The organism is Hydrogenophaga sp. (genome assembly GCF_050182545.1).
Classification (GTDB): Bacteria; Pseudomonadota; Gammaproteobacteria; order Burkholderiales; family Burkholderiaceae_C; genus Hydrogenophaga.
The window spans coordinates 38,970-62,111 of the sequence record NZ_JBFXCD010000004.1 but is presented as its reverse complement, the minus strand read 5'-3'; the positions used below and the strand labels follow the sequence as shown (position 1 = coordinate 62,111).

The window sequence follows — 23,142 nt, the reverse complement described above, 5'->3', positions numbered from 1 at the left end:
GGCACGCGGGGGCGGGGTGCACCACGCAGCGGCATCAAGGAGGAGGCCCTGCGCAGCAGGGCCGGGGGACAGCCGCGGAGTGGAGTACCCCGCGCCCGCTTGCCCCGCGAGGTGCAACGACCGCGTCGCAGCGAACATCCACACACATCAGCGATGAACTTCGACCTCACCAGCGGAGGACAACATCGCCATCAACTTGCGCCGGATCAGAATCCCCGGCCGGTCCGAGTCCATCGAATACTCCACACCCCTGCGCCGCAAATCCACCACCGCGTCCGGATCGGTCGACTCCAGAATGTCCTTGTCCTCGCGCGTGATCTCATCGTCGAAATCGATCAGCATCTGCGCCGGGCAGTCTTCCTCCGTGTCATTGCGGAACAGCCACTGGCACAACTGCATGCGGCCGTCGTCGATCGGCGTGAACGCATTGATGATGACGTGGCGCACCCCGCTGGGGTACTCGATGTCGAGCCGGCGCGAAAACGGCTGGAAGTACGCATTGCGCATGTGCCGCTGCGTGATCGGGTCCTTCACGCCGCTGATGCGCTGGAATTTCTCCGGATTCACCGCGTCGATCACCGTCTCTGCGTAGAAGCCCGCCTCGTTCTCGACCAGTTCGTACTTGCTCGGCGTCGGCGAGGCCGCCACGCCAAAGGTCGCGCGGTGCACGAAACTGAAGTGCGAGTTGTCGAACGAATTTTCCAGCGCGCGCACCGGGCTGGTGTTCCAGGTCTCGTAGAACTGGAAGATCGTGCGCCAGCCCGCGGCCCCGAACTCCGGCAGGGTCGGGATGTCGGCCACCGGCTCTTCCATCGCCACCCAGGCATAGCCGTAGCGCGCCACGCAGTGGTAGGCCGTCGTGCCGTAGTCCTTCGGAATCTCGCGCTCGGGCGGGTACTGCGGAATCATGATCACGCGGCCGCTGCGGTTGTAGACCCAGCCGTGGTAACCGCACTGGATGTGACCATCCTTGCACCAGCCCTTGCTCAGCCGGGCGGTGCGGTGGCAGCAGCGGTCCTTCAGCGCGGCGGGTTCACCGTGTTCGTCGAGGAAGAGAACGATGTTCTCGCCGAGCAGGGTGAAAGGTTGGGGGCCGTCGGCCAGCATCGTCAGCGGCATGACGGCGTGCCAGTAACGGCGGAAGACGGGCTGTTGGGTGACCAGCATGAAGCGCTCCTGAGAGAAATGGCTTGAGGGAACTCAAGAGCAATTTCCTGTCCCGCAAGGCGCGGGCCGAACGCTTCTACTCTGGGTCGACATGCTAGCAAAAGGCAGGCCACCGCGGTGCACCGGCATGGTGAAAAGCGCTTGGCACGGCTCGTGCATGCGGGCGCTGCGCAGAGTAGAAGCGTTCAGCAGGTGCCCGCCACCCGCCCGGAAATTGCTCTTGTACGTCCCCGTGGTCCTGTGGTCCGCGGGGTTGCCACAAGTCCATGTCACCGGAGCCTTGCCATGCAACGCCGTCACTTCCTCGCTTCTTCCGCCGCCGCCGTCTCGGCCCTGGCCGCTCCCACCGTCTGGAGCCAGTCCGCACCCACGCTCACGCCCATCAAGTTCACGCTCGACTTCCGCATCACCGGACAGACCTCGCCTTTCTTCCTGGCCCAGAGCAAGGGCTACTACAAGGACGAAGGCCTGGACGTGAGCATCGACGTGGGATCGGGATCGGTCGCCTCCATCACACGCATCGCCAGCGGCGTCTACCAGATGGGCCTGGGCGACATCAGCTCGCTCATCGAGTTCCAGGCCAAGCAGACCGGCACCCCTTTGGTGCAGGCCGTCTACCAGTACTACAACCGCGCACCGTTCGCGATCATCGGCCGCAAGGACCGCGGCATCACCAGCGATTTCCGCAGCCTCCAGGGCAAGAAGGTCGCGGCCGCGGCTGTCGAGTCGACGCGCCGCGCCTGGCCCATGGTGGCGCGCAAGCTGCGTGTGGGCGACGACTTCTTCCAGTGGTCCACCACCGACTTCTCGGCACGCGACAACGTCATGGTGCGCGGCGACGTCGACGCCGCCACCTACTTCCACGATTCCGCGGTCTCGCTGTTCGCGCGCATGAAGCTGGAGGATCTGTCGGTGCTCAAGTACACCGACGCCGGCGTGAACCTGTACGGCAACGCGATCCTGGCGAGCAACGCGATGATCACGCAGAACCCCGGCGCAGTGGCCGGCTTTCTTCGCGCGACCAACCGCGCCATTCAGGCGTCGTTCGCCGATCCGGTCGCTGCCATCGCGGCCACCAAGGTGCGCGAGCCCATCCTCAATGAGGCCGTCGAGCTCGAGCGCTGGCGCATCACACGCGAGTACATTGCGGCGACCGACACGCGCAGCCATGGGCTCGGCGACGTGTTCAAGCGCACGCTGGAGCAGCAGGTTGACGAAGTGGCCGAGGTGTTCGGCCTCAAGACGCGACCCGGCGTGGAAGGCGTGTTCAACCGCGCCATGCTGCCCGCGCAGCGCGATCGCCTGATCTCGGCATGACGCCGGCGCACACACTGAGCGAGCGCGACGGCACCTACCTGCGCCAGGCCATTGCCTGGTCGCGCGTGGCGCGGGACCGGGGCAACCGGCCATTCGGCGCGGTGGTGGTCGCCGACGACGGTCGCGTGCTCGCCGAGGCCTGGTGCAACACCGGCGAGACCGGCGACTGCACCGGCCACGCCGAGACCAACGCGGTACGCCAGCTCAGCCCGGTGGTGGACCGCGAGACGCTCGCACGCGCCACGCTGTACTCGTCGGCCGAGCCCTGCGTGATGTGCGCAGGCGCCATCTTCTGGAGCAACATCGGGCGCGTCGTGTTCGGCATCGACGCCGTGAGCCTGCGCGTGTTCCGCGGCGAACGCGCCGAGCAGCGCGACGCCGAACTCTCGTGCCGCGATGTGTTCAACGCTTCACCGCACCCGATCGAATGCATCGGGCCGGTGTTGATCGAAGAGGCCAGCGAACCGCACCGGGGTTTCTGGAGGGCCGCCTGAGCCATCAGGTGCAACCGAACGAGATCGCGATGCCCCCAGGCGTGGCCTGGCTCCCAATGGTGGCGCTGTTGGTCCATTGCAATTCCACCGCGTCGCCCGCATTGAAGCCCGCAACACCCGACACGGTGCAGCTGCGTGCCACATCGTCGATCGTGCAGGAGAACGGACTGGCCAGCAGCCCGGCCACCGTGGGTGAGGGGCCGGGCGCGTGGAACAGCGTGAACTGGTGCGTCTGGCCCGCTGCGGGAATCCCCAGCGAGGCAACCCGCAGTGTGCCGGTGCCGCAGCTCTGAGGCAGCAGCTGTGCATAGCGTGAACTCACGATGCTCGCAGAGGAGCCTCCCATCAGCGAGTAGGTGCCCGGTGCCTGCACGTTGCCGCTGGACAAGGCCCAGCTGAATTCCATTGCCGCGGGCCCTGCAGGACCCGCAGGACCGGTGCTCCCCGCTGGGCCTGTCGCACCCGGGGCACCCGGGGCACCCGGGGCACCCGGTGCCCCGGTGGGGCCCGCTGGCCCCGTTGCCCCAGGGGCTCCTGCGGCGCCAGGGGCGCCATCCGCGCCCGGCGGGCCGACCAGCGAAATGGACGCCGTGGGCCAGACACCTGCGGCTTTCGGTCCGTACATCTCACCGGTCTGGTCGTTGATGAAGTAGTCGCCATCCCGGCCCACGGCAGCGGTGGGCACGCCGGACCCGGCATAAACAACGGGGTGCTCGATCGCCGGCGCGCTGAGGGCGGGGCCATCGCCGCCACCGCAGGCGCTCACGAGCGAGGCGGCCAGCACCGCGAGCATCAGCCGGCGTGTGGACAGAGAGTGATGTGTGCGGTGGCTCATGCGGAACCCCGCGTGGGATAAAGCCCTTCCAGCGCAATCACGTAATGCACACCGACATACGGGTTGCGTATGCCCACCGGTGCACCACCACCGGTAGCGGCCACGCCGACCTGCAGAGACAGCGGCAAGGGAGCCATGGTCTGGTTGGCCGCACCCGGGGTGGCAAAGGCCTGCAAGGCGCCGCCATTGAGCGGTTCAAGCACCTCTGATGGAATCGCGCCGGTGGGACTGGTGAGCGAGCCAATACCGGCGTAGCAGTTCTGTTGCGCGTGCGCGCCGGGCTGCACCGTCGCCGTGTGCGTGTGGGACGGCAGCTGGTTGGTGTTCAGGGTCACGGCTTCAGATCCGCCCTTCTGACCCACTTGCACCGGCTGCAAACCCGGGCCGACGCCCGCACCAACCGGGTGGCGGCCCCGCAGATCAGGCAGCGCGAAGGTGGTGACGCCATCGCCGCCGTAGGTCACACCGATCAGCGAATACAACGCGGGGTACTGGTCTCTGGGCAGGAGACTCCCATCGCACAGGGCGAAGCCCTTGGGCGCGAACGGAAACGCGACCATCTGTATTTCCCCGACAAAGGGTTCGGCACTCATTTTTTCCTCCTGATTGGTTGTGACAAACGCCACAGCGGCGTGGCCGGCGCCGATGCTAGGAAGCACGGGGACCCGGAGGAATACCGCAAAAGAACTAGTTTTTCGCGCCTCTTACACTTTCGCCCATGTCCTGGCATGCCCGCCTTTCGCTCGACCTGAGGTCCGAGCACCAGAAAACCACCGCCCGCTTCGAGCACGACGGCCCTCTGCGCATCCTCAAAAGCCTCTACCCCGAGGGGCCCGCGATCTGCCACAACGTGATCGTTCACCCGCCTGGCGGGCTGGTCGGCGGTGATCTGCTCGATGTGCGCGTGCGTGCCGGTGCCGGGGCGCACGGCCTGATCTCGACGCCCGGTGCCACGCGCTTCTACCGGACCGACGGCCCGGTCGCGGCGCAGCAGGTCGAACTCACGCTGGACGCCGGCGCGCGGCTCGAATGGCTGCCGCTGGAGACCATCGCCTACCCCGGCTGCCTGGCGCAGAACACACTGCGCGCCACGCTGGCCGAAGGCGCCGAGCTGATCGGCTGGGATGTGAGCGCGCTCGGCCTGCCCACCGCCGGGCAGGCATTCGACCGCGGCAGCCTCACGCAGCACCTGGAAATCCCGGGCGTGTGGCTGGAGCGTTCGCGCATCGACGCGGCCGATACGCGCCTGCTCGGCTCGCCCCTGGGCCTGGGCGGCCAGCGCTGTCTGGGCACGCTGTGGCTGGCCAGCGGCGTCGCGCTGGCGCGGGAGCGGCGCGAGCGCTTGCTCGACACGGTGCGCGCCTGCATCGACAGGAACACGCTGACCAGCGTGCAGGCGGGGGCCACCTGCCCGCATCCGCAAGTGCTGGTGCTGCGGGCCGTGGCGCCGCTGGTCGAACCCCTGATGGCACTGTTCCAGAGCGCCTGGGCGGTGTTGCGCACCGAGGCCTGGGACCTGCCGAACACGGCTCCGCGCATCTGGAAGGTCTGAGCCCCGTTCCCGGCCGCGCCGGAACAAGGCCGGAATCACCCCGCACTTTCGCCCACCGGAGGCAGGCAGCGCGGCGCAGAATGCGCAGACGCCTCGGGGCGCCCGCGTTCGCCCGTCGGCTCCGCGCATGTTCACGCCCTCCCCCCCCATCCACCTCCACGATGCCCATGCCCTGGTCATCGAAGGCAATCTGCAGTCGAGATCCATCCTCGTCTCGCAGTTGCGCGACCTGGGGCTGGCCACCGTGGCGCAGTGTTCGCGACTGACCGACGCGCGTCGCAAGCTCGAAAGCCACAGCTTCGACGTCGTGCTGTGCGAACAGAACTTTGAACGCGAATCCCAGTCGGGCCAGGACCTGCTGGACGACCTGCGGCGCAACCAGTTGCTGCCCTTCCACACGGTGTTCGTCATGATCACCGCCGAGGCCAGCTACGCGCGCGTGGCCGAAGCCGCCGAATCGGCGCTGGACGCCTACCTGCTCAAGCCGCACACCGCCGCACGCCTGGCCGACCGCATCGTGCAGGCGCGCGCGCGCAAGCTCGCGCTGCAGGACATCTTCAGCGCCATCGACGCGCAGGACTTCGAACGCGCCGCCACGCTGTGCCAGGCGCGCTTCGAGTCGCGCCAGGCCTACTGGCTGTACGCGGCGCGCATCGGCGCGGAGCTGATGCTGCGCGGCGGGCGTGTCGCCGAGGCCCAGAAGCTGTACGAAGCCGTGATCGAGGCCAAGACCCTTCCGTGGGCGCGCCTGGGCGTGGCGCGCGCGCAGCTCGACAGCGGGCAGACCGCCAAGGCCGTCACCACACTGGAGAGCCTGATCCACGACGACGACGCCTACGCCGATGCGTACGACGTGATGGGCCGCGCGCAGTTCGAGCTGGGCAACTTCCAGAATGCCCTGTCCACCTACCAGATGGCCACGCGCCTGACGCCCTCCTCCATCAGCCGCCTGCTCAAGACCGGCATGCTGGCGTACTACACGGGCGAGAAGAGCGAAGGCGTGGAATTGCTCGACCGCGCCACCCGCCTGGGCCTGGACTCCAAGATGTTCGACGCCCAGGCGCTGTTGCTGCTGGCCTTCGCGCGCCTGGACAACAACGACCAGCGCGGCCTGCAACGCACGGTGGAACAGCTCACCCGCCTGCGCGACCGCAGTTCAGCCCCGGCGAGGCCGCACCGCCTGCTGTCCATGGCGGAGAGCCTGCTCGCATTGCAGCAGCAACACACGGCACGGGCGCAGGACGACGTGCGGCGCCTGGCCAACGACATCCTGCAGCCGGACTTCGACGTTGAATCGGCCTGCAACCTGCTCATGCTGATGAGCAAGCTCGTCGCGCGCTCGCTGCCCATGCCGGATGCCGAGGGCGCGGTCGACACCCTGGCCCTGCGCTTCTGCACCAGCCGCGCCATGACCGAACTGCTGGCCTGTGCTGCCTCGGGCGCCGCTGACCACGCCGAACGCATCCGCGCGGGGCACACCCGGGTGCTCAAGATCACCCAGGAGGCCATGACGCTGAGCCTCAAGGACAACCCGCAGGGCACGGTCGAGCAGTTGCTGGAGGCGGGCGAACGCACCGGCAACGCCAAGCTGATCGAATCCGCACACCAGGTGCTGCAGCGCTACGCCGAGCGCATGGACGCCTACCCGGCATTGCACGAGCGCGCCGAGGCCCTGCGCGCGCACTACCACTCCACCGCGCCATTAACCCGGCTGGGCGAGCGCACCAGTGGCCAGACCTCCGCCGGCGGCATCTCGCTGCCGGCAGGGTACCGGCACGCCCAGGTCGACAGCGCCGCCGAGGAAGACAGCGCCAGCGTCGCAGCTGCCGCCACCTCCGCCAGCGCAGATCCCGGCGACGCGCGGCCGGCGGCGGACTGACTGCGGCGCAGCCTTAGATCGCCACCAGCTGGCGCACGCCCTTGGCCTGCATCTCGCTGCCCGGCCCGCTGGCGATCACCTCGCCGCGCTCCATCACCACGTAGCGGTCGGCCAGCGCCTCCGCGAAATCGTAGTACTGCTCCACCAGCACGATGGCCATGTTGCCGCGATCGGCCAGCGTGCGGATGACCTTGCCGATGTCCTTGATGATGTTGGGCTGGATGCCCTCGGTGGGTTCGTCCAGGATCAGCAGCTTCGGGCCAGCCGCGAGCGCGCGCGCGATCGCCAGTTGCTGTTGCTGGCCGCCCGAGAGATCACCGCCCCGGCGCCCCAGCATCTGCTTGAGCACGGGGAACAGCTCGAACAGCTCGGCGGGGATAGGCGTGCCGCCCTTCTTCGTGGCCAGGCCCATGAGCAGGTTTTCCTGCACCGTGAGGCGGCCAAAGATCTCGCGGCCCTGCGGCACGAAGCCCACGCCCATGCGCGCGCGCTCGTAGGGCGTGGTCTTGTGGATCGGCACGCCGTCGAGCTCGATGCCGCCGCTCCTGATCGGCACCAGGCCCATGAGCGACTTGAGCAAGGTGGTCTTGCCCACGCCGTTGCGGCCCAGCACCACCGTGACCTGGCCCAGCTCGGCCTGCAGGCTCACATTGCGCAGGATGTGACTGCCGCCGTAGTACTGGTTGATGTCCTTGACATTGAGCAGGCTCATCTCCGCTTACCTTCCCAAATAGACTTCAATGACCCGCTCATCGGCCTGCACCTCGTCGAGCGTGCCCTCGGCCAGCACCGCGCCATCGCACAGCACCGTCACCTTCTCCGAGATCGTGCGGATGAAGCTCATGTCGTGTTCCACCACCATCAGCGAGTGCTGGCCCTTGAGCGTGAGGAAAAGCTGCGCGGTGCGCTCGGTTTCCTCGTCGGTCATGCCCGCCACCGGCTCGTCCAGCAGCAGCAGTTTCGGGTCCTGCATCAGCAGCATGCCGATCTCCAGCCACTGCTTCTGGCCGTGGCTGAGGAGCCCGGCCAGGCGCGCGGCGCTGTCGGCCAGGTGGATGGTCTGCAACACCTCGCCCAGGCGGTCCTTTTCCTCGCCCGTGAGCCGGAACACCATGGAGCGGCGCACGCGCTTGTCGGTGGCCAGCGCCAGCTCCAGGTTCTCGAACACGCTCAGGTGTTCAAACACTGTGGGCTTCTGGAACTTGCGGCCAATGCCCATGGCCGCGATTTCGGCCTCGCGGTAGCGCAGCAGGTCGATCGTGCTGCCGAAGAACACCTGACCCGCGTCGGGCCGGGTCTTGCCGGTGATGATGTCCATCATCGTGGTCTTGCCCGCGCCGTTGGGCCCGATGATGCAGCGCAGTTCGCCCGGTGCGATGTCCAGGCTCAGCTTGTTGATGGCCTTGAACCCGTCGAAGCTCACGCTCACGTCTTCCAGGTACAGGATGCGGCCGTGCGTGGTGTCGACTTCACCTGGCGTGAGCAGGCGCGAGAAGCCCGCCTGGCGTCCACCGGACTCGGTGGCCCCGGTGTGCCCGGCAATGGCCACCCGCTCGTAGCGCTGGGCGCCTTCTTCCATCAGGTCGGGCGTCATGCCTTGCCCCCTTCCTTCGCTGGCCGCAGCTTCTTCACCAGACCCACCACGCCCTGCGGCATGTAGAGCGTGACGACGATGAACAGCGCGCCCAGCACGTAGAGCCAGTACTCGGGGAAGGTCACGGTAAGCCAGCTCTTGGCTCCGTTGACGATGAAGGCGCCGATGATCGGCCCCACCAGCGTGGCGCGCCCACCCACCGCGGCCCAGATCGCGATCTCGATGCTGTTGGCGGTGCTCATCTCTCCCGGGTTGATGATGCCGACCTGCGGCACGTACAGCGCGCCGGCCACGCCGCACATCACGGCCGAGATGGTCCAGATGGTGAGCTTGTAGGGCAGCGGGTTGTAGCCGCAGAACATGACGCGGCTCTCGGCGTCGCGCACGGCCTGCAGCACGCGGCCGAACTTGCTGCCCACCAGCCAGCGCGCGAACAGGTAGAAGCCCAGCAGCGTGAGGCCGGTGATCACGAACAGCGTCATGCGCATGCCCTGCGTGGCGATCGGCAGGTCCAGGATGCGCTTGAAATCGGTGAAGCCGTTGTTGCCGCCAAAGCCGGTCTCGTTGCGGAAGAACAGCAGCAGCGCAGCGAAGGTCAGCGCCTGCGTGATGATGGAGAAGTACACGCCCTTGATGCGCGAGCGGAACGCGAAGTAGCCGAACACGAAGGCCACCAGGCCGGGCACCAGCACGATCAGCAGCAGCGTGGCAATGAAGCTGTCGGACAGCGCCCAGTGCCAGGGCAGTTCCTTCCAGTCCAGGAACACCATGAAGTCGGGCAGCTCGCTCTTGTAGTTGCCGTCCAGCCCGATCTGGCGCATGAGGTACATGCCCATCACATAGCCACCGAGCGCGAAGAACAGGCCATGGCCCAGGCTCAGGATGCCGGTGTAGCCCCAGATCAGGTCCATGGCCAGCGCGCAGATGGCGTAGCACATGATCTTGCCCAGCAGGCCGACCATGTAGTCGCTCAGGTGGAAGGCGCTGTCGGATGGTACGAACAGGTTGAGCAGCGGCGCGACCGCGCAGACCCCCAGCAGCGCGACCACGAAGGCGCTCCAGCCGGTGCGGGTGAGCAGCGGGCCCGGTGTGGGCAACGTGGCGGGGGCGCTCATACCTCCCTCCCTTTCATGGCGAAGATGCCCTGCGGCCGCTTCTGGATGAAGACGATGATGAAGACCAGCACCGCGATCTTGGCCAGCACGGCGCCGGCCCAGCCTTCGATGAACTTGTTGAGCATGCCCAGGCCCAGCGCCGCGTACACCGTGCCCGCGAGCTGGCCCACACCACCGAGCACCACGACCATGAACGAGTCCACGATGTAGTTCTGCCCCAGGTCGGGGCCGACGTTGCCGATCTGGCTGAGCGCGCAGCCCGCCAGCCCGGCGATGCCCGAGCCCAGCGCGAAGGCGTAGGTGTCGATGCGCGCGGTGTTCACGCCCATGCAGGAAGCGATTGGCCGGTTCTGCGTGACGCCGCGCACGAACAGGCCCAGGCGCGTCTTGCCGATCATCAGCGTGACGCCCAGCAGCACCGCCAGCGCGAAGCCGATGATGATGATGCGGTTCCACGGCAGGTTGAGGTTGCCCAGCAGCGTGATGCCGCCGCTCATCCACGACGGGTTCTCCACGCCCACGTTCTGCGCGCCGAACAGGCTGCGCACCGCCTGCATCAGCACCAGGCTGATGCCCCAGGTGGCCAGCAACGTCTCCAGCGGGCGGCCGTAGAGAAAGCGGATCACCGAGCGCTCCATGGCCGCGCCCACCAGCGCCGAGGCCATGAAGGCCACCGGCATGGCCACCAGCAGGTACCAGTCGAACCACTCGGGCAGCGAGGCGCGGAAGAAGGACTGCACGAGCCAGGTGGCGTAGGCGCCGATCATGATCAGCTCGCCGTGCGCCATGTTGATCACGCCCATGAGGCCATAGGTAATGGCCAGACCCAGCGCCGCCAGCAGCAGGATGCTGCCCAGGCTGATGCCGGTGAAGGCCTGGGCCAGGGCGTTGCCCACGGCCAGCATGCGGTCGATGCCCTTGAGCGAATCGAGCAGCGCGGCCTTCACGCCCGCGTCGCTCTCCTGGTCGATCTGCTGTTGCAGCAAGGGCCGCACGATGGGCAGCTTGGCTTCACCCAGCTTCTGCGCGGCCGAGAGGCGCTGCGCCGGGTCTTCGCTGGCCAGCAGCACCGCCGCCCGGGCCAACTCCAGACTCTGCCGCGCCTGCGCATCCAGCTCGCCGGACAACGCCTTGTCGATCAGCGCGAGCTGGCTCGGGTCGGGTTCCTCGAAGGCGGAGCGCTGCAGGGTGCGCGCGGCTTCGCGCTGGCGATCGGGCGGCGCGCCCAGCAGTTCCATGCCAGCCAGCGCGTTGTCCATGGCACTGCGCAGGCGGTTGTTGATCATCACGTCGCCGGCATCTTCGGGCAGCGTGGCCAGCGTCTCGCCGGTCACGGCGTCGATGGCGCCTTCGCCCTCGACGATGAACACCCGCTCACCCTGCACGCGCACGGCCTCGTCGGCCATGGCACGGATCAGCGCGGTGGCACGCGGGTCGGGCTCGGCGGCCAGGCGGTTGATGGTCTCGATGCGGGCGTCCGTATCGCCTTCGACCACGGCCAGCGCGTCGGCGGCGGTCAGCGCCTGGGCTGTACCCAGGCCCATCCACAGCGCCACCCCCAACCCCAGCAACCGGAGCCCACGAAACGTCATGTCAATCCCTCAACGAAAAAACCGCCCTCACGCCCACACTCTCCCAGCGGGAGAGGGAGCGGACCACCCCACGACCGAGACGCGGTCGGCCCACGCCAACCCTCGCCCGATCAAGAGGCATCGAGGGACGGCTCCGCCGGCCCCAGATGCCGTCCCCCTCGAAGCGCCGAAGGCGCGCCACGGAGGGGGGAAGCCGCGTCAGCGGCGCAGGGGGGAGTCGTTACTTCACCATCGCCACGTTCTTCTTGCCCTTGTTCTCGGCGATGTAGTCGCTCCACGGATCGGCAACCACCGGGCCCGGCGTCTTCCACACCACGTTGAACTGGCCGTCGGCCTTGACTTCACCGATGAACACCGGCTTGTGCAGGTGGTGGTTTTCCTTGTCCATGGTGCTGGTGAAACCGCCCGGTGCCTTGAAGGTCTGGCCAGCCATCGCGGCGATGACCTTGTCGGTGTCGGTGGACTTGGCCTTGGCCACGGCCTGAGCCCACATGTTGATGCCGATGTAGGTCGCTTCCATGGGGTCGTTGGTCAGGGGTTTGTCCTTGTGTCCGGGGATGTTCTTGGCCTTGGCGTAGGCGCTCCACTTCTTCACGAACTCGGTGTTGGCCGGGCTCTTGATGCTCATGAAGTAGTTCCAGGCGGCCAGGTGGCCCACCAGCGGCTTGGTGTCCACGCCGCGCAGCTCTTCCTCACCCACCGAGAAGGCCACCACCGGCACGTCCTTGGCCGAGAGGCCGGCGTTGCCCAGTTCCTTGTAGAACGGCACGTTGGAGTCGCCGTTGATGGTGGAGACCACGGCCGTCTTCTCGCCGGCAGAAGCGAACTTCTTGATGTTGGCGATGATGGTCTGGTAGTCGGAGTGACCGAAGGGGGTGTACTCCTCCATGATGTCCTCTTCCTTCACGCCCTTGCTCTTGAGGAAGGCGCGCAGGATCTTGTTGGTGGTGCGCGGGTACACGTAGTCGGTGCCCAGCAGCACCCAGCGCTTGGCCGAGCCACCGTCCTTGCTCATCAGGTACTCCACGGCGGGAATGGCCTGCTGGTTGGGCGCGGCACCGGTGTAGAACACGTTCTTGCTCAGCTCCTCACCCTCGTACTGCACGGGGTAGAACAGCAGGCCGTTGGCTTCTTCCACCACCGGCAGCACCGACTTGCGCGAAACGGACGTCCAGCAGCCGAAGATGACGGCGACCTTGTCCTGCGTCAGCAGCTGCTTGGTCTTCTCGGCGAACAGTGGCCAGTTGGAGGCCGGATCCACCACCACGGGCTCGAGCTTCTTGCCCAGCACGCCGCCCTTGGCGTTGATCTCGTCGATGGCCATCAGCACCGTGTCCTTGAGCACGGTTTCCGAAATGGCCATGGTGCCCGAGAGGCTGTGCAGCACGCCGACCTTGATGGTCTCCTGCGCGTGGGCGCTCAGGCCGGTGAAGCCGAGCGTGGCAACCGTGGCGGCGGCGGCCAGGGTCTTGAGGGTGAACCGGCGGGCTGATTGGGGGGTCTTTGACATGGCGCTTCTCCAGTGTTCCTGTGGTCCCGTGATGGGGTGGGTGTTGGCGCCGCCGGCTGCCCTCTTCGGACGTGGCACAGCGGACAACTGGATGCTAGGGAAGACCCTTGGGGGCGTATGTACGCCGGGTGGCGTACGTGGAGGCGTATGGCTCACCCCCCATGCTGCGGCTGCAGCAACGGCACCCGGTTGATCGCCATGGCCGCCGCTGCGGTGCGCGTCTCCACGCCCAGCTTGGCGTAGATGCGCTCCAGGTGTTTCTTCACCGTGGCGGGGCTGGCGCCGAGGATGTCGCCGATGTCGCGGTTGATCTTGCCCTTGACCACCCAGTACAGCACCTCGGCCTCGCGCGCAGTCAGGCCGAAAGCGCCGGCCAGGGCCGAGAGCACGCTGGCGTCCGAGGTTTCCTGCATGACGATGAGCCAGTCGCCACCTTCTCCGTTGACTTCGTCGCCCACGCACTGGTGCAGGCGGAAGGTGAGGCGGCGCGGGCCGTTTTCCAGCGTCAGGCGCGGCGGCTCGCGCTGCGCGAGGGCATCACCCAGGTGGCGGCGCAGCCACTGCAGCACGGCCGGGGGGGTGGTGGGCGCCTCGGTGCCGCAGTGGTGGCGCAGCAGGTCGCGCGCCAGCGGGGTCTGCCACATCAGGCGACCGTCGCGCTCGCGCACGGTGATGGTGGCGTAGCCGAAGGCGTCGAGCGCGTTGCGCGCCTGGCTGCGTTCGACCGCGCCCTGGCGCACGTGGCGCGCGGTGCGCAGGTGCACGCCCATGCGCGCCATGACCTCGCGCGGCTTGATCGGTTTGGTCACGTAGTCGGCGCCGCCGGCATCGAGCGCGGCCACGAGGTGCTCGGTGTCGGTCAGGCCGGTCATGAAGATGATGGGGATGTGCGCGGTGGCCGCCTGCGCCTTGAGGCGGCGCGCGACCTCGAAGCCGTCGATGCCGGGCATCACCGCGTCGAGCAGCACCACGTCAGGCAAGGCCTGGGTGGCGCGGCGCAGGGCGCTCTCGCCATCGAGCGCCACCAGCACGGTGTACCCGGCCTCGTCCAGCGCGTCGTGCAGCGGCGCGACGTTATCGGGCACGTCGTCGACGATGAGCACGACCAGCGCGTCGGTCAGGGGCAGCGCCGCAGGCAGGGCAGGCGCTGCAGGCACGGAGGGTTCAACGGGTAGCGACATGGCTTTGCAGCAGCAGTTGCTGTTCGATGGCATCAAAACGGAACTCGCGCGCCAGCGTGCGCAGGCCCTGCGCGAACGTGGCCTGTTCGGGGCGGCGCTGCACCCACTCGTCGAGCCACTGCACGATGCCCTTGTAGTAGCCCAGGCGCACGAGTTCGAGCAGGGGTTCGAGTTCGGCGCGCGTGGCACGCGTGGCAGGCGCCGCAGCGGCCACGGGTGCGGCGGCAGGTGCGGTCGCGGCGTCCGCGATCCATTCGAGCGATAGACGCTGGCCCAGCCAGGCCAGCAGGTCGTCGCGCCGCACGGGCTTGACGAAGAAGTCCTGCGGCTTGTGGTCGAGGTCGTTGTCCAGACCCTTGTCGAAGGCGTTGGCCGAGACGATGGCCAGTGGCACCGGGCCCCAGCCGCGCGCGCGCAGGCGGCGCAGCGTTTCCCAGCCGTCGATGCCGGGCATGGCCAGGTCCATGAAGATGGCGTGCGGCGCACCCGCGTCACCCGGCTGCAGGCCGTCGAGCAGGGCGAGCGCGTCCAGCCCGCTCGTGGCCAGCATGACCTCGAAGCCCAGCGGTGCGAACCAGCGCGAGAGCAGTTCGCGGTCGGCCTCCTCGTTGTCCACCACCAGCACGCGCCGGCGCGGCCCGCTGTAGCCCACGTGCTGAGGCTGCGCGGCGGGGGCCGGCAGCTGCACGCCGTGCAGCTCGGGCAGGAACAGCCGCACGGTGAACACCGAACCCTCGCCCGGCGTGCTGCGCACCGTCATCTCGCCGCCCATGAGGTCGGTGAGCATCTTGGCGATGGTCAGGCCCAGGCCGGTGCCGGTGGAAGGCCCACCCTGCGCGCCGGCCTCGCCCTGCCCGCGCGCGAACGGCTCGAACACACGCTCGAGTTCGGCCTGGCCCATGCCGGGACCGGTGTCGTGCACCTCGAACTGCGCCATCTCGCGCGCGTGCGCCACGCGCAGGCGCACCTCGCCGCTGCGGGTGAACTTGACGGCGTTGCCCAGCAGGTTGATGAGGATCTGGCGCAGGCGTTTTTCGTCGGCGCGCACGGTGTCCGGCAGGCGGCTACCGGTGTCGAAGACGAAGCGCAGGCCCTTGGCCGCGGCCTGCAGCTCGAACATGCTGGCCACCTCCTGCATGGCACCGGCAAAGGCCATGGGCCGCACGTCCAGCGCGAGCTTGCCGGACTCGATGCGCGCGATGTCCAGCGTGCCCTCGATCAGCGAGAGCAGGTGCTCCCCGCCGCGGTGGATCACGCGCACGGCCTGCGCACGGTGCGGCGCCACACCACCGTCTTCCTGCAGCAGTTGCGCATAGCCCAGGATGCTGTTGAGCGGCGTGCGCAGTTCGTGGCTGATGGTGCTGATGTAGCGCGTCTTGGCCTGGTTGGCCTGCTCGGCCGCGCGGCGCGCCTGCTGCAGCGCCTCGTCGGTGCGCTGGTGCGATTCGATTTCCTGCATCAGCAGTCGCGTCTGGCGGTTCGACTCTTCCTGCGCCACCTCGCGGCTCTTGTGCGCCAGCACCAGCCACCAGGCCACGGTGGCGGCGATCAGCAGCAGCACCGCGTACACGCGCACGAAGCCCGAGCGCAGCGCGGCGTCCAGCAGCGGGGTGTTGGCCGCCACGCCCAGCCCCAGCCGCAGCCCTTCCACCTCCCGCCGGTAGAGCAGACCAAGCACCGCCGCGAGCACGGGCGCGACAATCATCATGAGCAGCAGGTAGTGCGCCAGTCCGGCTTCCAGGTAGGGCCACACACCGCGCGGCAGCACGCGCCGCAGCGCGGCCATCCACTGTTCGGACAGGCGCGCATGCGGCTTGCACAGGTCCCCGCAGCGCGCATCCAGCGTGCAGCAGAGCGAACAGATGTGGCCCTGATAGGCGGGGCAGTGGGCCATGTCCGGCCCTTCGTATTCGCGTTCACAGATCACGCACTTGAGAACACCCCCCGCACCGCCTGCGGCGTCACCCCCCTGAAGAGGGGCAACACCAGCGGCCTGGCGAAGCCATATCCGCGGTGTTCCTGGCATGGCGCCCCCTTGCACGCCACCGCTCCTGGCGATGTAGTAGCGCCCCTTGGTCAACCACGCGATTGCTGGTGCTGCCACCAGTGCCGTCACCATCGCGATCACCGCCGAGAACGCTTGCGCCCCCGGCCCCAGCAGTCCCATGTGCGCGACGATGGACAAGGCCGAGGCCAGGCCCATCGCGCCCACGCCGACGGGGTTGATGTCGTATAGGTAGGCGCGCTTGAACTCGATGCCCTTGGGGCTCCAGCCCAGTGGCTTGTTGATCACCAGGTCGGCCACCACGGCCATGATCCAGGCAATGGCGATGTTGGAGTACAGGCCCAGCACCTCGCCGAGCGCCTGGAACACGTTCATCTCCATCAGCATGAAGGCGATCAGCGTGTTGAACACCACCCACACCACGCGCCCCGGGTGGCTGTGCGTGATGCGCGAGAAGAAGTTGCTCCAGGCCAGCGAGCCGGCATAGGCGTTGGTGACGTTGATCTTGAGCTGCGACACCACCACGAACAGCGCCGTGGCCGCCACCGCCCAGCCGTAGTCGGAGAACACGAATTCGTAGGCCGCCAGGTACATCTGGTTCGGATCCACCGCGCGATCGGTGGGCACCATGTGGGTGATGGCCAGGTAGGCCAGCAGCGCGCCACCCAGCATCTTGACCACACCCAGCACCACCCAGCCCGGCCCGCCGGCGAGCACGCCGGCCCACCAGCGCAGAGCCTTGCCCGGCTCCTTCGCGGGCATGAAGCGCAGGTAGTCGGCCTGCTCGCCCATCTGGGTGATCAGCGCGATGCCCACGGTGAGTGCCGCACCAAACAGGTGCCAGTCGAACACCGTCCCCGCACCAGATTCGCCGCCATACCGCACCACATTGGTGAACGTTTCGGGCGCCATCCAGGCCACCGCCCCAAAAGGCACCACCATCATCACGAGCCACAGCGGCTGGGTCCAGACCTGGAAGCGGCTGATGACCGAGACGCCGTGCGTCACCAGGGGAATGACGACCAGCGCGCAGATGAGGTAACCCCAGGCTGGTGGAATGTCCAGCGCCAGTTCGAGCGCGTAGGCCATCACCGCGGCCTCGAGCGCGAAGAAGATGAAGGTGAAGGTGGCGTAGATCAGCGAGGTGATGGTCGAGCCGATGTAGCCGAAGCCCGCGCCGCGCGTGAGCAGGTCCATGTCGACCCCGTGGCGCGCGGCGTAGACGCTGATGGGCAGGCCGGCCAGGAAGATGATCAGGCCGGTGCAAAGGATGGCCAGCGCGGCGTTGACGAAGCCGTACTGCACCAGCAGCGTGGCGCCCACCGCCTCCAGGATCAGGAAGGACGCGGCACCGAACGCGGTGTTGGCCACGCGCCATTCGCTCCACTTGCGAAAGCGCTGCGGCGTGTAGCGCAGCGCGTAGTCCTCCATGGTCTCGCTGCCGACCCAGCTGTTGTAGTCGCGGCGCACCTTGATGATGCGCTGCGGCGCGTCCTGCCCTGCCTGCGGCTGGGCGGGCAGGGGCGGCAGTTCGGGCGCGGTGGTGTTCACACCGGGTTTTTGCAGCTTTCATGCCATGCCCGCAGCGTCGGCGGGCCAGGGCACGGGAATTGCTGATTCAAGGGCGGCTTGTATGCTCTCGCACCACCAACGACCGCGCACCCACCCGCACTGACCCCCGCGTTCGGCCGGCTCTTGCGGCCACACGCGCCATTCGAGCAAAGCAAACCATGGAACTGACCCCGCGTGAAAAAGACAAGCTGCTGATCTTCACCGCCGCCCTGCTGGCCGAGCGGCGCAAGGCGCGCGGACTCAAGCTCAACTACCCGGAAGCGGTGGCGCTGATCAGCGCGGCCGTGATGGAGGGCGCGCGCGACGGCAAGACCGTGGCGCAGCTCATGAGCGAAGGCCGCAGCGTGCTCACGCGCGCCGACGTGATGGACGGCATCGCCGAGATGATCCCCGACATCCAGGTGGAAGCCACCTTCCCCGATGGCACCAAGCTCGTCACGGTGCACCAGCCCATCAATTGATCAGGAGACCCGCCCATGAAATGCAAACACCTGCTGCCTCTCGTCCTCGCCACCCTGTCGTGCTCCGCCTTCGCCCATGTGGGCGGCGACCACGCGCATGGCGGCCTGCTCACCGGTTTCCTGCACCCCATCACGGGCCTGGACCACCTCGCCGCCATGCTGGCCGTGGGCGTCTGGAGCGCCATGACGACGAAGCGCCTGTGGATCGCGCCGGTGGCCTTCGCCGCCCTGCTGCTGGCGGGCGCGCTGATGGCGCAGGCGGGCGTGGCATTCCCTGCGATTGAGCCGATGATCGCGGCCTCCATGCTCGTGGTGGGCCTGCTGCTGGCCGCGCAGGTCAGGCTGCCCGAGGCAGCGGGTGCGGTGCTGGTGGGCGCCTTCGCGCTGTTCCATGGCGCGGCACACGGTCAGGAACTCGCGGACGGCGCGGCGCTGGCCGGCATGGTGCTGGGCACGGCGGCGCTGCATGCGGCGGGCATCGGCATCGGCCTGGGCCTGCGGCGCACCAGCCACTGGCTGCCGCGCGTGGCGGGGGGTGTGGTCGCCCTGATGGGCCTGAACATGGGCTGGTCGCTGCTGGCGGGCTGAGGAGCACACCATGATCCCCGGCGAACTCATCACCGACGGCGGCGAACACGCACTCAACCCGGGCCGGCGCACGCTCACCCTGGTGGTGAAGAACGGCGCCGACCGGCCGATCCAGGTCGGCTCGCACTACCACTTCGCCGAGACCAATGGCGCACTCGACTTCGACCGCGCCGCCGCGCGCGGCATGCGGCTGAACATCGCCAGCGGCACCGCCGTGCGCTTCGAGCCGGGTCAGCAGCGCACCGTCGAGCTGGTGGACTACGCGGGCGATCGCGTGGTCTACGGCTTTCGCGGGCTCACGCAGAGCGCACTCTGAGGAACACACTCTCATGGCAAGCATTCCCCGCAGCGCCTATGCCGACATGTTCGGCCCTACCGTGGGCGACCGCCTGCGCCTGGCCGACACCGGGCTGGTGATCGAGATCGAGAAGGACTTCACCCTGGCCGCGGGCGGCTACGGCGAAGAGGTGAAGTTCGGTGGCGGCAAGACCATCCGCGACGGCATGGCGCAGAGCCAGCGCACGCGCGCCGAGGGCGCGGTGGACACGGTGATGACCAATGCGGTGATCATCGACCACGGCGGCATCGTCAAGGCGGACATCGGTCTGAAGGACGGGCGCATCGTGGCCATCGGCAAGGCCGGCAACCCCGACACCATGCCGGGCGTGGACATCGTCATCGGCCCGGGTACCGAGGTGATCAGCTGCGAAGGCAGCATCGTGACCGCCGGCGGCATCGACAGCCACATCCACTTCATCTGCCCGCAACAGGTGGACGAGGCGCTGACCTCGGGCATCACCACCATGCTCGGCGGGGGCACCGGCCCGGCCACCGGCACCTTCGCCACCACCTGCACGCCCGGCCCCTGGCACATCGAGCGCATGCTGCAAGCGGCCGACGGCCTGCCGATGAACCTGGGCTTTCTGGGCAAGGGCAACGCCAGCCTGCCGGCCGCGCTGCACGAGCAGGTGAACGCCGGCGTGATCGGCCTGAAGCTGCACGAGGACTGGGGCACCACGCCCAGCGCCATCAGCAACTGCCTCGACGTCGCCGAAGCAGCCGACGTGCAGGTCGCCATCCACAGCGACACGCTCAACGAATCGGGCTTCGTCGAGAACACGATCGAAGCCACGAAGGGCCGCACGCTCTGCGCCTTCCACACCGAGGGCGCCGGTGGCGGCCATGCGCCCGACATCCTGCGCGTGGTCGGCGAGGCCAACTTCCTGCCCTCCTCCACCAACCCGACCATGCCCTACACGGTCAACACGCTGGACGAGCACGTCGACATGCTGATGGTGTGCCACCACCTCGACGCGGGCATTGCCGAGGACCTGGCCTTCGCCGAGAGCCGCATCCGCCGCGAGACGATCGCGGCCGAGGACATCCTGCACGACATGGGCGCCATCAGCATGATGAGCAGCGACAGCCAGGCCATGGGCCGCGTGGGCGAAGTCATCCTGCGCACCTGGCAGACCGCCGACAAGATGAAACAGCAGCGCGGCACGCTGCCCGAAGACTCGTCGCGCAACGACAACTTCCGCGTCAGGCGCTACATCGCCAAGTACACGATCAACCCGGCCATCGCGCACGGCATTTCGCACATCGTGGGTTCGCTCGAAGTGGGCAAGTGGGCCGACCTGGTGGTCTGGAAGCCGGCCTTCTTCGGTGTCAAGCCCGCGCTGGTGCTCAAGGGCGGCAGCATCGCGCTGGCCGCCATGGGCGACCCCAACGCCTCCATCCCCACGCCCCAGCCAGTGCACTACCGGCCCATGTTCGGCAGCTTCGGCGGCGCCATGGCGCACAGCAGCCTCACCTTCGTCTCGCAGGCCGCGCTGGCCGCCGGCGTGGGCGAGCGCTACGGCCTGCGCAAGACGCTGTCGGCCGTGCAGGGCTGCCGCGGCGTGACCAAGGCCGGCATGGTGCACAACGCCCTGCTGCCGAAGATGGAGATCGACCCCCAGACCTACGCCGTGCGCGCCGACGGCGTGCTGCTGACCTGCGAGCCCGCCACGAAGCTGCCCATGGCACAGCGCTATTTCCTTTTCTGACTGCCTTCCCATGCTGCAAGTCTCCAAGCTCATTCCACAAGGCCAGGGGCTGGCCAAGCCGCTGGTGCAGCGCGCGGCCCAGCTCGTCCTGGACTGGGACGTGCGCCAGAAGAGCCGCTTCGACGCGACCGCCTCCGACGAACGCCATGTGGGCGTGTTCCTGCCGAGGGGCACGGTCGTGCGTGGCGGCGACGTGCTGCTCACCCAGGACGGCTCGCTGCTGCGCGTGGTGGCCGCGCCCCAGCCGGTGATGCGCATCACCGCCTGCCCCGACCACCCCGCGCCGGAACAGGCCTTCGACCTCATGCGCGCGGCCTACCACCTGGGCAACCGCCACGTGCCGATCGAGCTGCGGCCGGATCACCTGAAGATCGAACCCGACCACGTGCTGGCAGACATGCTGCGCGACATGCACCTCACGGTGGTGGAAGCGCGGGAACCGTTCGAGCCCGAAGGCGGCGCCTACGGCGCCCAGGGGGCGTCCCACGGACACGGCCATCACCCTTTCGACCACAGTCACAGTCACGGCCATAGCCACCACGCGCACGGGCATGACCACGGTTGAAGCGAACGCTGCGGCGCGTTCGGCCGCCAGCCTGCTGCAGATTCTCTGGCTGGCATCCCCGGCCCTGCCGGTGGGAGGTTTCTCCTATTCCGAAGGCCTGGAAGCGGCGGTGGACGCGGGCCACGTGCACGACGAGACCAGCGCTGCGCAGTGGCTGGGCGACCAGCTCCATCTGGCGCTGGCCCGCAGCGACCTGGCGGTGGAGGCGCAGGCCATTCCGGCCTGGCGCGCCGATGACGTGGCACGCATCCGCGCGCTCAACCACTGGGTGCTGCAGACCCGCGAAACGCACGAGCTGCGCCTGCAGACCGAGCAGATGGGGCGCTCGCTGCTCGAATGGGCGCGCCAGCTCGGGCCACTGGGTGCCGGTGTGTTCGAGCGACTGCAAGCCGCCGACCTGAACCCGCCCACCTACCCCGTGGCCTGCGCCTGCGCCGCCGCCAGCGCCGACGCCAGCGTGCGCGACAGCCTGCTGGGCTACGCCTTTGGCTGGGCCGAGAACATGGTGCAGGCGGCGATCAAGTCGGTGCCCCTGGGCCAGAGCGCGGGGCAGCGCACGCTGGCCCTGCTGGCAGGGGAGATTCCGCTTGCAGTGGACCAGGCCATCGCCCTGTCCGACAATGACCGGCAGGCTTTCACGCCCTTGCTGGCCATTCACTCCGCCCGCCACGAAACCCAGTACTCACGCCTGTTCCGCTCATGACCACCCTGCACCACATCCCCCACCGCACCAAGTCCCTGCCCCCACTGCGCGTGGGCATCGGTGGCCCGGTCGGCTCGGGCAAGACCACGCTGCTGGAAATGCTGTGCAAGGCCATGCGAAAGCAGTACGACCTCGTGGCCATCACCAACGACATCTACACCAAGGAGGACCAGCGCATCCTCACCGTCAGCGGCGCGCTGCCGGCCGAGCGCATCATGGGCGTGGAAACCGGTGGCTGCCCGCACACCGCCATCCGCGAGGACGCATCCATCAACCTCGAGGCCATCGACCGTATGCTCGAACAGTTCCCCGACGCGGACGTGGTGTTCATCGAATCGGGCGGCGACAACCTGGCCGCCACCTTCAGCCCCGAACTCTCCGACCTCACGATCTACGTCATCGACGTGGCCGCGGGCGAGAAGATCCCGCGCAAGGGCGGCCCGGGCATCACCAAGAGCGACCTGTTCGTCATCAACAAGACCGACCTGGCCCCCCATGTGGGCGCCGACCTGGACGTCATGAAGGCCGACACCGCACGCATGCGCCCCGACGCCGCGCGCCGGCCCTGGGTGATGACCAACCTCAAGACCCTCGCGGGGGTGGACGAGGTGGTGCAATTCATCGAGCAGCGCGGCATGCTGCGCAGCGAGGCGGCGGAACCGGCGCCGGCCTGAAACCGGGGCACAGGCTAAAATCCACGCCTTGCAATCGCACCTGGAGACGTGGGTGAGCGGTTTAAACCAGCAGTCTTGAAAACTGCCGACCCGCAAGGGTCCGTGAGTTCGAATCTCACCGTCTCCGCCAGATACAGAAACACCAACGGGCCCTTGTGAGGCCCGTTGGTGTTTTTGCTTGGCAATGAAGTGCCTTCATGGGCACCGCCTTTCAATCGCAGTGGTAACAAACCCCGGTGAGATGGCTTGGAAGGTCAGTCAGGGCAACCAAACCATCTCACCGCAGCGGG

Annotated in this window: 21 protein-coding genes and 1 tRNA gene; 12 read left to right on the top strand and 10 right to left on the bottom strand. The window is 68.0% G+C overall.

The window, feature by feature from the left end:
* Window positions 1-147: 147 nt before the first annotated feature.
* Window positions 148-1,167: a Rieske 2Fe-2S domain-containing protein gene (locus tag AB7P10_RS05785; RefSeq protein WP_428292885.1), complete on the bottom strand. Its 1,020-nt coding sequence runs from the start codon at window positions 1,165-1,167 to the stop codon at window positions 148-150.
* Window positions 1,168-1,452: 285 nt separating this feature from the next.
* Between AB7P10_RS05785 and AB7P10_RS05780 the strand changes: the two genes are divergently transcribed.
* Both AB7P10_RS05780 and AB7P10_RS05775 read left to right on the top strand, forming a co-directional pair.
* Entirely contained in the window at window positions 1,453-2,484 is a 1,032-nt protein-coding gene (locus AB7P10_RS05780) for an ABC transporter substrate-binding protein (protein ID WP_428292884.1), read from the top strand.
* Window positions 2,481-2,978, top strand: a complete 498-nt coding sequence (locus AB7P10_RS05775) for a nucleoside deaminase (protein ID WP_428292883.1) — start codon at window positions 2,481-2,483, stop codon at window positions 2,976-2,978. Before AB7P10_RS05780 ends, AB7P10_RS05775 begins: the two co-directional genes overlap by 4 nt.
* Before the next feature lie 4 nt (window positions 2,979-2,982).
* Here AB7P10_RS05775 and AB7P10_RS05770 read toward each other — a convergent pair whose 3' ends face one another.
* The gene (locus tag AB7P10_RS05770) at window positions 2,983-3,813 is read right to left on the bottom strand and encodes a hypothetical protein (RefSeq protein WP_428292882.1); all 831 of its coding nucleotides are present in this window, start codon (window positions 3,811-3,813) and stop codon (window positions 2,983-2,985) included.
* Window positions 3,810-4,406 (bottom strand): phage tail protein, encoded by a 597-nt coding sequence (locus AB7P10_RS05765; RefSeq protein WP_428292881.1) that lies wholly within the window; start codon window positions 4,404-4,406, stop codon window positions 3,810-3,812. Before AB7P10_RS05765 ends, AB7P10_RS05770 begins: the two co-directional genes overlap by 4 nt.
* Before the next feature lie 125 nt (window positions 4,407-4,531).
* On the opposite strand from AB7P10_RS05765, the gene AB7P10_RS05760 reads away from it, so the two are divergent.
* Both AB7P10_RS05760 and AB7P10_RS05755 read left to right on the top strand, forming a co-directional pair.
* On the top strand, window positions 4,532-5,365 hold the full coding sequence (locus AB7P10_RS05760; protein WP_428292880.1) for an urease accessory protein UreD: 834 nt from the start codon (window positions 4,532-4,534) through the stop codon (window positions 5,363-5,365).
* Between the two features lie 127 nt (window positions 5,366-5,492).
* Window positions 5,493-7,244 (top strand): response regulator, encoded by a 1,752-nt coding sequence (locus AB7P10_RS05755; protein WP_428292879.1) that lies wholly within the window; start codon window positions 5,493-5,495, stop codon window positions 7,242-7,244.
* Window positions 7,245-7,257: 13 nt separating this feature from the next.
* Here the strand turns inward: AB7P10_RS05755 and urtE are convergent, their stop codons facing one another.
* The 7 genes from urtE to AB7P10_RS05720 form a co-directional block, all read right to left on the bottom strand.
* Window positions 7,258-7,950, bottom strand: a complete 693-nt coding sequence (urtE, locus tag AB7P10_RS05750; protein ID WP_428293092.1) for an urea ABC transporter ATP-binding subunit UrtE — start codon at window positions 7,948-7,950, stop codon at window positions 7,258-7,260.
* Between the two features lie 12 nt (window positions 7,951-7,962).
* The gene (gene urtD / locus AB7P10_RS05745; protein WP_428292878.1) at window positions 7,963-8,838 is read right to left on the bottom strand and encodes an urea ABC transporter ATP-binding protein UrtD; all 876 of its coding nucleotides are present in this window, start codon (window positions 8,836-8,838) and stop codon (window positions 7,963-7,965) included.
* Window positions 8,835-9,953 (bottom strand): urea ABC transporter permease subunit UrtC, encoded by a 1,119-nt coding sequence (gene urtC / locus AB7P10_RS05740; protein WP_428292877.1) that lies wholly within the window; start codon window positions 9,951-9,953, stop codon window positions 8,835-8,837. Before urtC ends, urtD begins: the two co-directional genes overlap by 4 nt.
* Entirely contained in the window at window positions 9,950-11,497 is a 1,548-nt protein-coding gene (gene urtB / locus AB7P10_RS05735) for an urea ABC transporter permease subunit UrtB (protein WP_428293091.1), read from the bottom strand. The genes urtC and urtB overlap by 4 nt, the downstream gene beginning before the upstream one ends.
* A 268-nt stretch (window positions 11,498-11,765) precedes the next feature.
* Window positions 11,766-13,055, bottom strand: a complete 1,290-nt coding sequence (gene urtA / locus AB7P10_RS05730) for an urea ABC transporter substrate-binding protein (RefSeq protein ID WP_428292876.1) — start codon at window positions 13,053-13,055, stop codon at window positions 11,766-11,768.
* Window positions 13,056-13,207: 152 nt separating this feature from the next.
* Window positions 13,208-14,236 (bottom strand): response regulator, encoded by a 1,029-nt coding sequence (locus AB7P10_RS05725; RefSeq protein ID WP_428292875.1) that lies wholly within the window; start codon window positions 14,234-14,236, stop codon window positions 13,208-13,210.
* On the bottom strand, window positions 14,220-17,792 hold the full coding sequence (locus AB7P10_RS05720) for a hybrid sensor histidine kinase/response regulator (RefSeq protein ID WP_428292874.1): 3,573 nt from the start codon (window positions 17,790-17,792) through the stop codon (window positions 14,220-14,222). Before AB7P10_RS05720 ends, AB7P10_RS05725 begins: the two co-directional genes overlap by 17 nt.
* A 179-nt stretch (window positions 17,793-17,971) precedes the next feature.
* Here AB7P10_RS05720 and AB7P10_RS05715 point away from each other — a divergent pair, with 179 nt between their 5' ends.
* The 8 genes from AB7P10_RS05715 (at window position 17,972) to AB7P10_RS05680 (ending at window position 22,982) form a co-directional block, all read left to right on the top strand.
* Window positions 17,972-18,274 (top strand): urease subunit gamma, encoded by a 303-nt coding sequence (locus AB7P10_RS05715; protein WP_428292873.1) that lies wholly within the window; start codon window positions 17,972-17,974, stop codon window positions 18,272-18,274.
* A 15-nt stretch (window positions 18,275-18,289) separates the two neighbouring features.
* Window positions 18,290-18,862, top strand: a complete 573-nt coding sequence (locus AB7P10_RS05710; protein WP_428292872.1) for a HupE/UreJ family protein — start codon at window positions 18,290-18,292, stop codon at window positions 18,860-18,862.
* A 10-nt stretch (window positions 18,863-18,872) separates the two neighbouring features.
* Window positions 18,873-19,178 (top strand): urease subunit beta, encoded by a 306-nt coding sequence (locus AB7P10_RS05705; protein ID WP_428292871.1) that lies wholly within the window; start codon window positions 18,873-18,875, stop codon window positions 19,176-19,178.
* 13 nt (window positions 19,179-19,191) lie between these two features.
* Window positions 19,192-20,910: an urease subunit alpha gene (gene ureC, locus AB7P10_RS05700; RefSeq protein WP_428292870.1), complete on the top strand. Its 1,719-nt coding sequence runs from the start codon at window positions 19,192-19,194 to the stop codon at window positions 20,908-20,910.
* A 10-nt stretch (window positions 20,911-20,920) separates the two neighbouring features.
* On the top strand, window positions 20,921-21,475 hold the full coding sequence (gene ureE / locus AB7P10_RS05695) for an urease accessory protein UreE (RefSeq protein WP_428292869.1): 555 nt from the start codon (window positions 20,921-20,923) through the stop codon (window positions 21,473-21,475).
* Entirely contained in the window at window positions 21,462-22,178 is a 717-nt protein-coding gene (locus tag AB7P10_RS05690; protein WP_428292868.1) for an urease accessory protein UreF, read from the top strand. Before ureE ends, AB7P10_RS05690 begins: the two co-directional genes overlap by 14 nt.
* Complete coding sequence (gene ureG / locus AB7P10_RS05685) at window positions 22,175-22,852, top strand: urease accessory protein UreG (protein ID WP_428292867.1); 678 nt, start codon at window positions 22,175-22,177, stop codon at window positions 22,850-22,852. Before AB7P10_RS05690 ends, ureG begins: the two co-directional genes overlap by 4 nt.
* A gap of 42 nt (window positions 22,853-22,894) precedes the next feature.
* Window positions 22,895-22,982: transfer RNA gene (locus AB7P10_RS05680), tRNA-Ser, on the top strand.
* Window positions 22,983-23,142 lie beyond the last annotated feature (160 nt).

What these genes read in the sequence shown, in the direction of transcription:
- AB7P10_RS05785 (WP_428292885.1), bottom strand. Translation starts at nt 1,167, where the DNA reads ATGCTGGTCACCCAACAGCCCGTCTTCCGCCGTTACTGGCACGCCGTC.
- AB7P10_RS05780 (WP_428292884.1), top strand. Translation starts at nt 1,453, where the DNA reads ATGCAACGCCGTCACTTCCTCGCTTCTTCCGCCGCCGCCGTCTCGGCC.
- AB7P10_RS05775 (WP_428292883.1), top strand. Translation starts at nt 2,481, where the DNA reads ATGACGCCGGCGCACACACTGAGCGAGCGCGACGGCACCTACCTGCGC.
- AB7P10_RS05770 (WP_428292882.1), bottom strand. Translation starts at nt 3,813, where the DNA reads ATGAGCCACCGCACACATCACTCTCTGTCCACACGCCGGCTGATGCTC.
- AB7P10_RS05765 (WP_428292881.1), bottom strand. Translation starts at nt 4,406, where the DNA reads ATGAGTGCCGAACCCTTTGTCGGGGAAATACAGATGGTCGCGTTTCCG.
- AB7P10_RS05760 (WP_428292880.1), top strand. Translation starts at nt 4,532, where the DNA reads ATGTCCTGGCATGCCCGCCTTTCGCTCGACCTGAGGTCCGAGCACCAG.
- AB7P10_RS05755 (WP_428292879.1), top strand. Translation starts at nt 5,493, where the DNA reads ATGTTCACGCCCTCCCCCCCCATCCACCTCCACGATGCCCATGCCCTG.
- urtD (WP_428292878.1), bottom strand. Translation starts at nt 8,838, where the DNA reads ATGACGCCCGACCTGATGGAAGAAGGCGCCCAGCGCTACGAGCGGGTG.
- urtC (WP_428292877.1), bottom strand. Translation starts at nt 9,953, where the DNA reads ATGAGCGCCCCCGCCACGTTGCCCACACCGGGCCCGCTGCTCACCCGC.
- urtB (WP_428293091.1), bottom strand. Translation starts at nt 11,497, where the DNA reads ATGGGCCTGGGTACAGCCCAGGCGCTGACCGCCGCCGACGCGCTGGCC.
- urtA (WP_428292876.1), bottom strand. Translation starts at nt 13,055, where the DNA reads ATGTCAAAGACCCCCCAATCAGCCCGCCGGTTCACCCTCAAGACCCTG.
- AB7P10_RS05725 (WP_428292875.1), bottom strand. Translation starts at nt 14,236, where the DNA reads ATGTCGCTACCCGTTGAACCCTCCGTGCCTGCAGCGCCTGCCCTGCCT.
- AB7P10_RS05715 (WP_428292873.1), top strand. Translation starts at nt 17,972, where the DNA reads ATGGAACTGACCCCGCGTGAAAAAGACAAGCTGCTGATCTTCACCGCC.
- AB7P10_RS05710 (WP_428292872.1), top strand. Translation starts at nt 18,290, where the DNA reads ATGAAATGCAAACACCTGCTGCCTCTCGTCCTCGCCACCCTGTCGTGC.
- AB7P10_RS05705 (WP_428292871.1), top strand. Translation starts at nt 18,873, where the DNA reads ATGATCCCCGGCGAACTCATCACCGACGGCGGCGAACACGCACTCAAC.
- ureC (WP_428292870.1), top strand. Translation starts at nt 19,192, where the DNA reads ATGGCAAGCATTCCCCGCAGCGCCTATGCCGACATGTTCGGCCCTACC.
- ureE (WP_428292869.1), top strand. Translation starts at nt 20,921, where the DNA reads ATGCTGCAAGTCTCCAAGCTCATTCCACAAGGCCAGGGGCTGGCCAAG.
- AB7P10_RS05690 (WP_428292868.1), top strand. Translation starts at nt 21,462, where the DNA reads ATGACCACGGTTGAAGCGAACGCTGCGGCGCGTTCGGCCGCCAGCCTG.
- ureG (WP_428292867.1), top strand. Translation starts at nt 22,175, where the DNA reads ATGACCACCCTGCACCACATCCCCCACCGCACCAAGTCCCTGCCCCCA.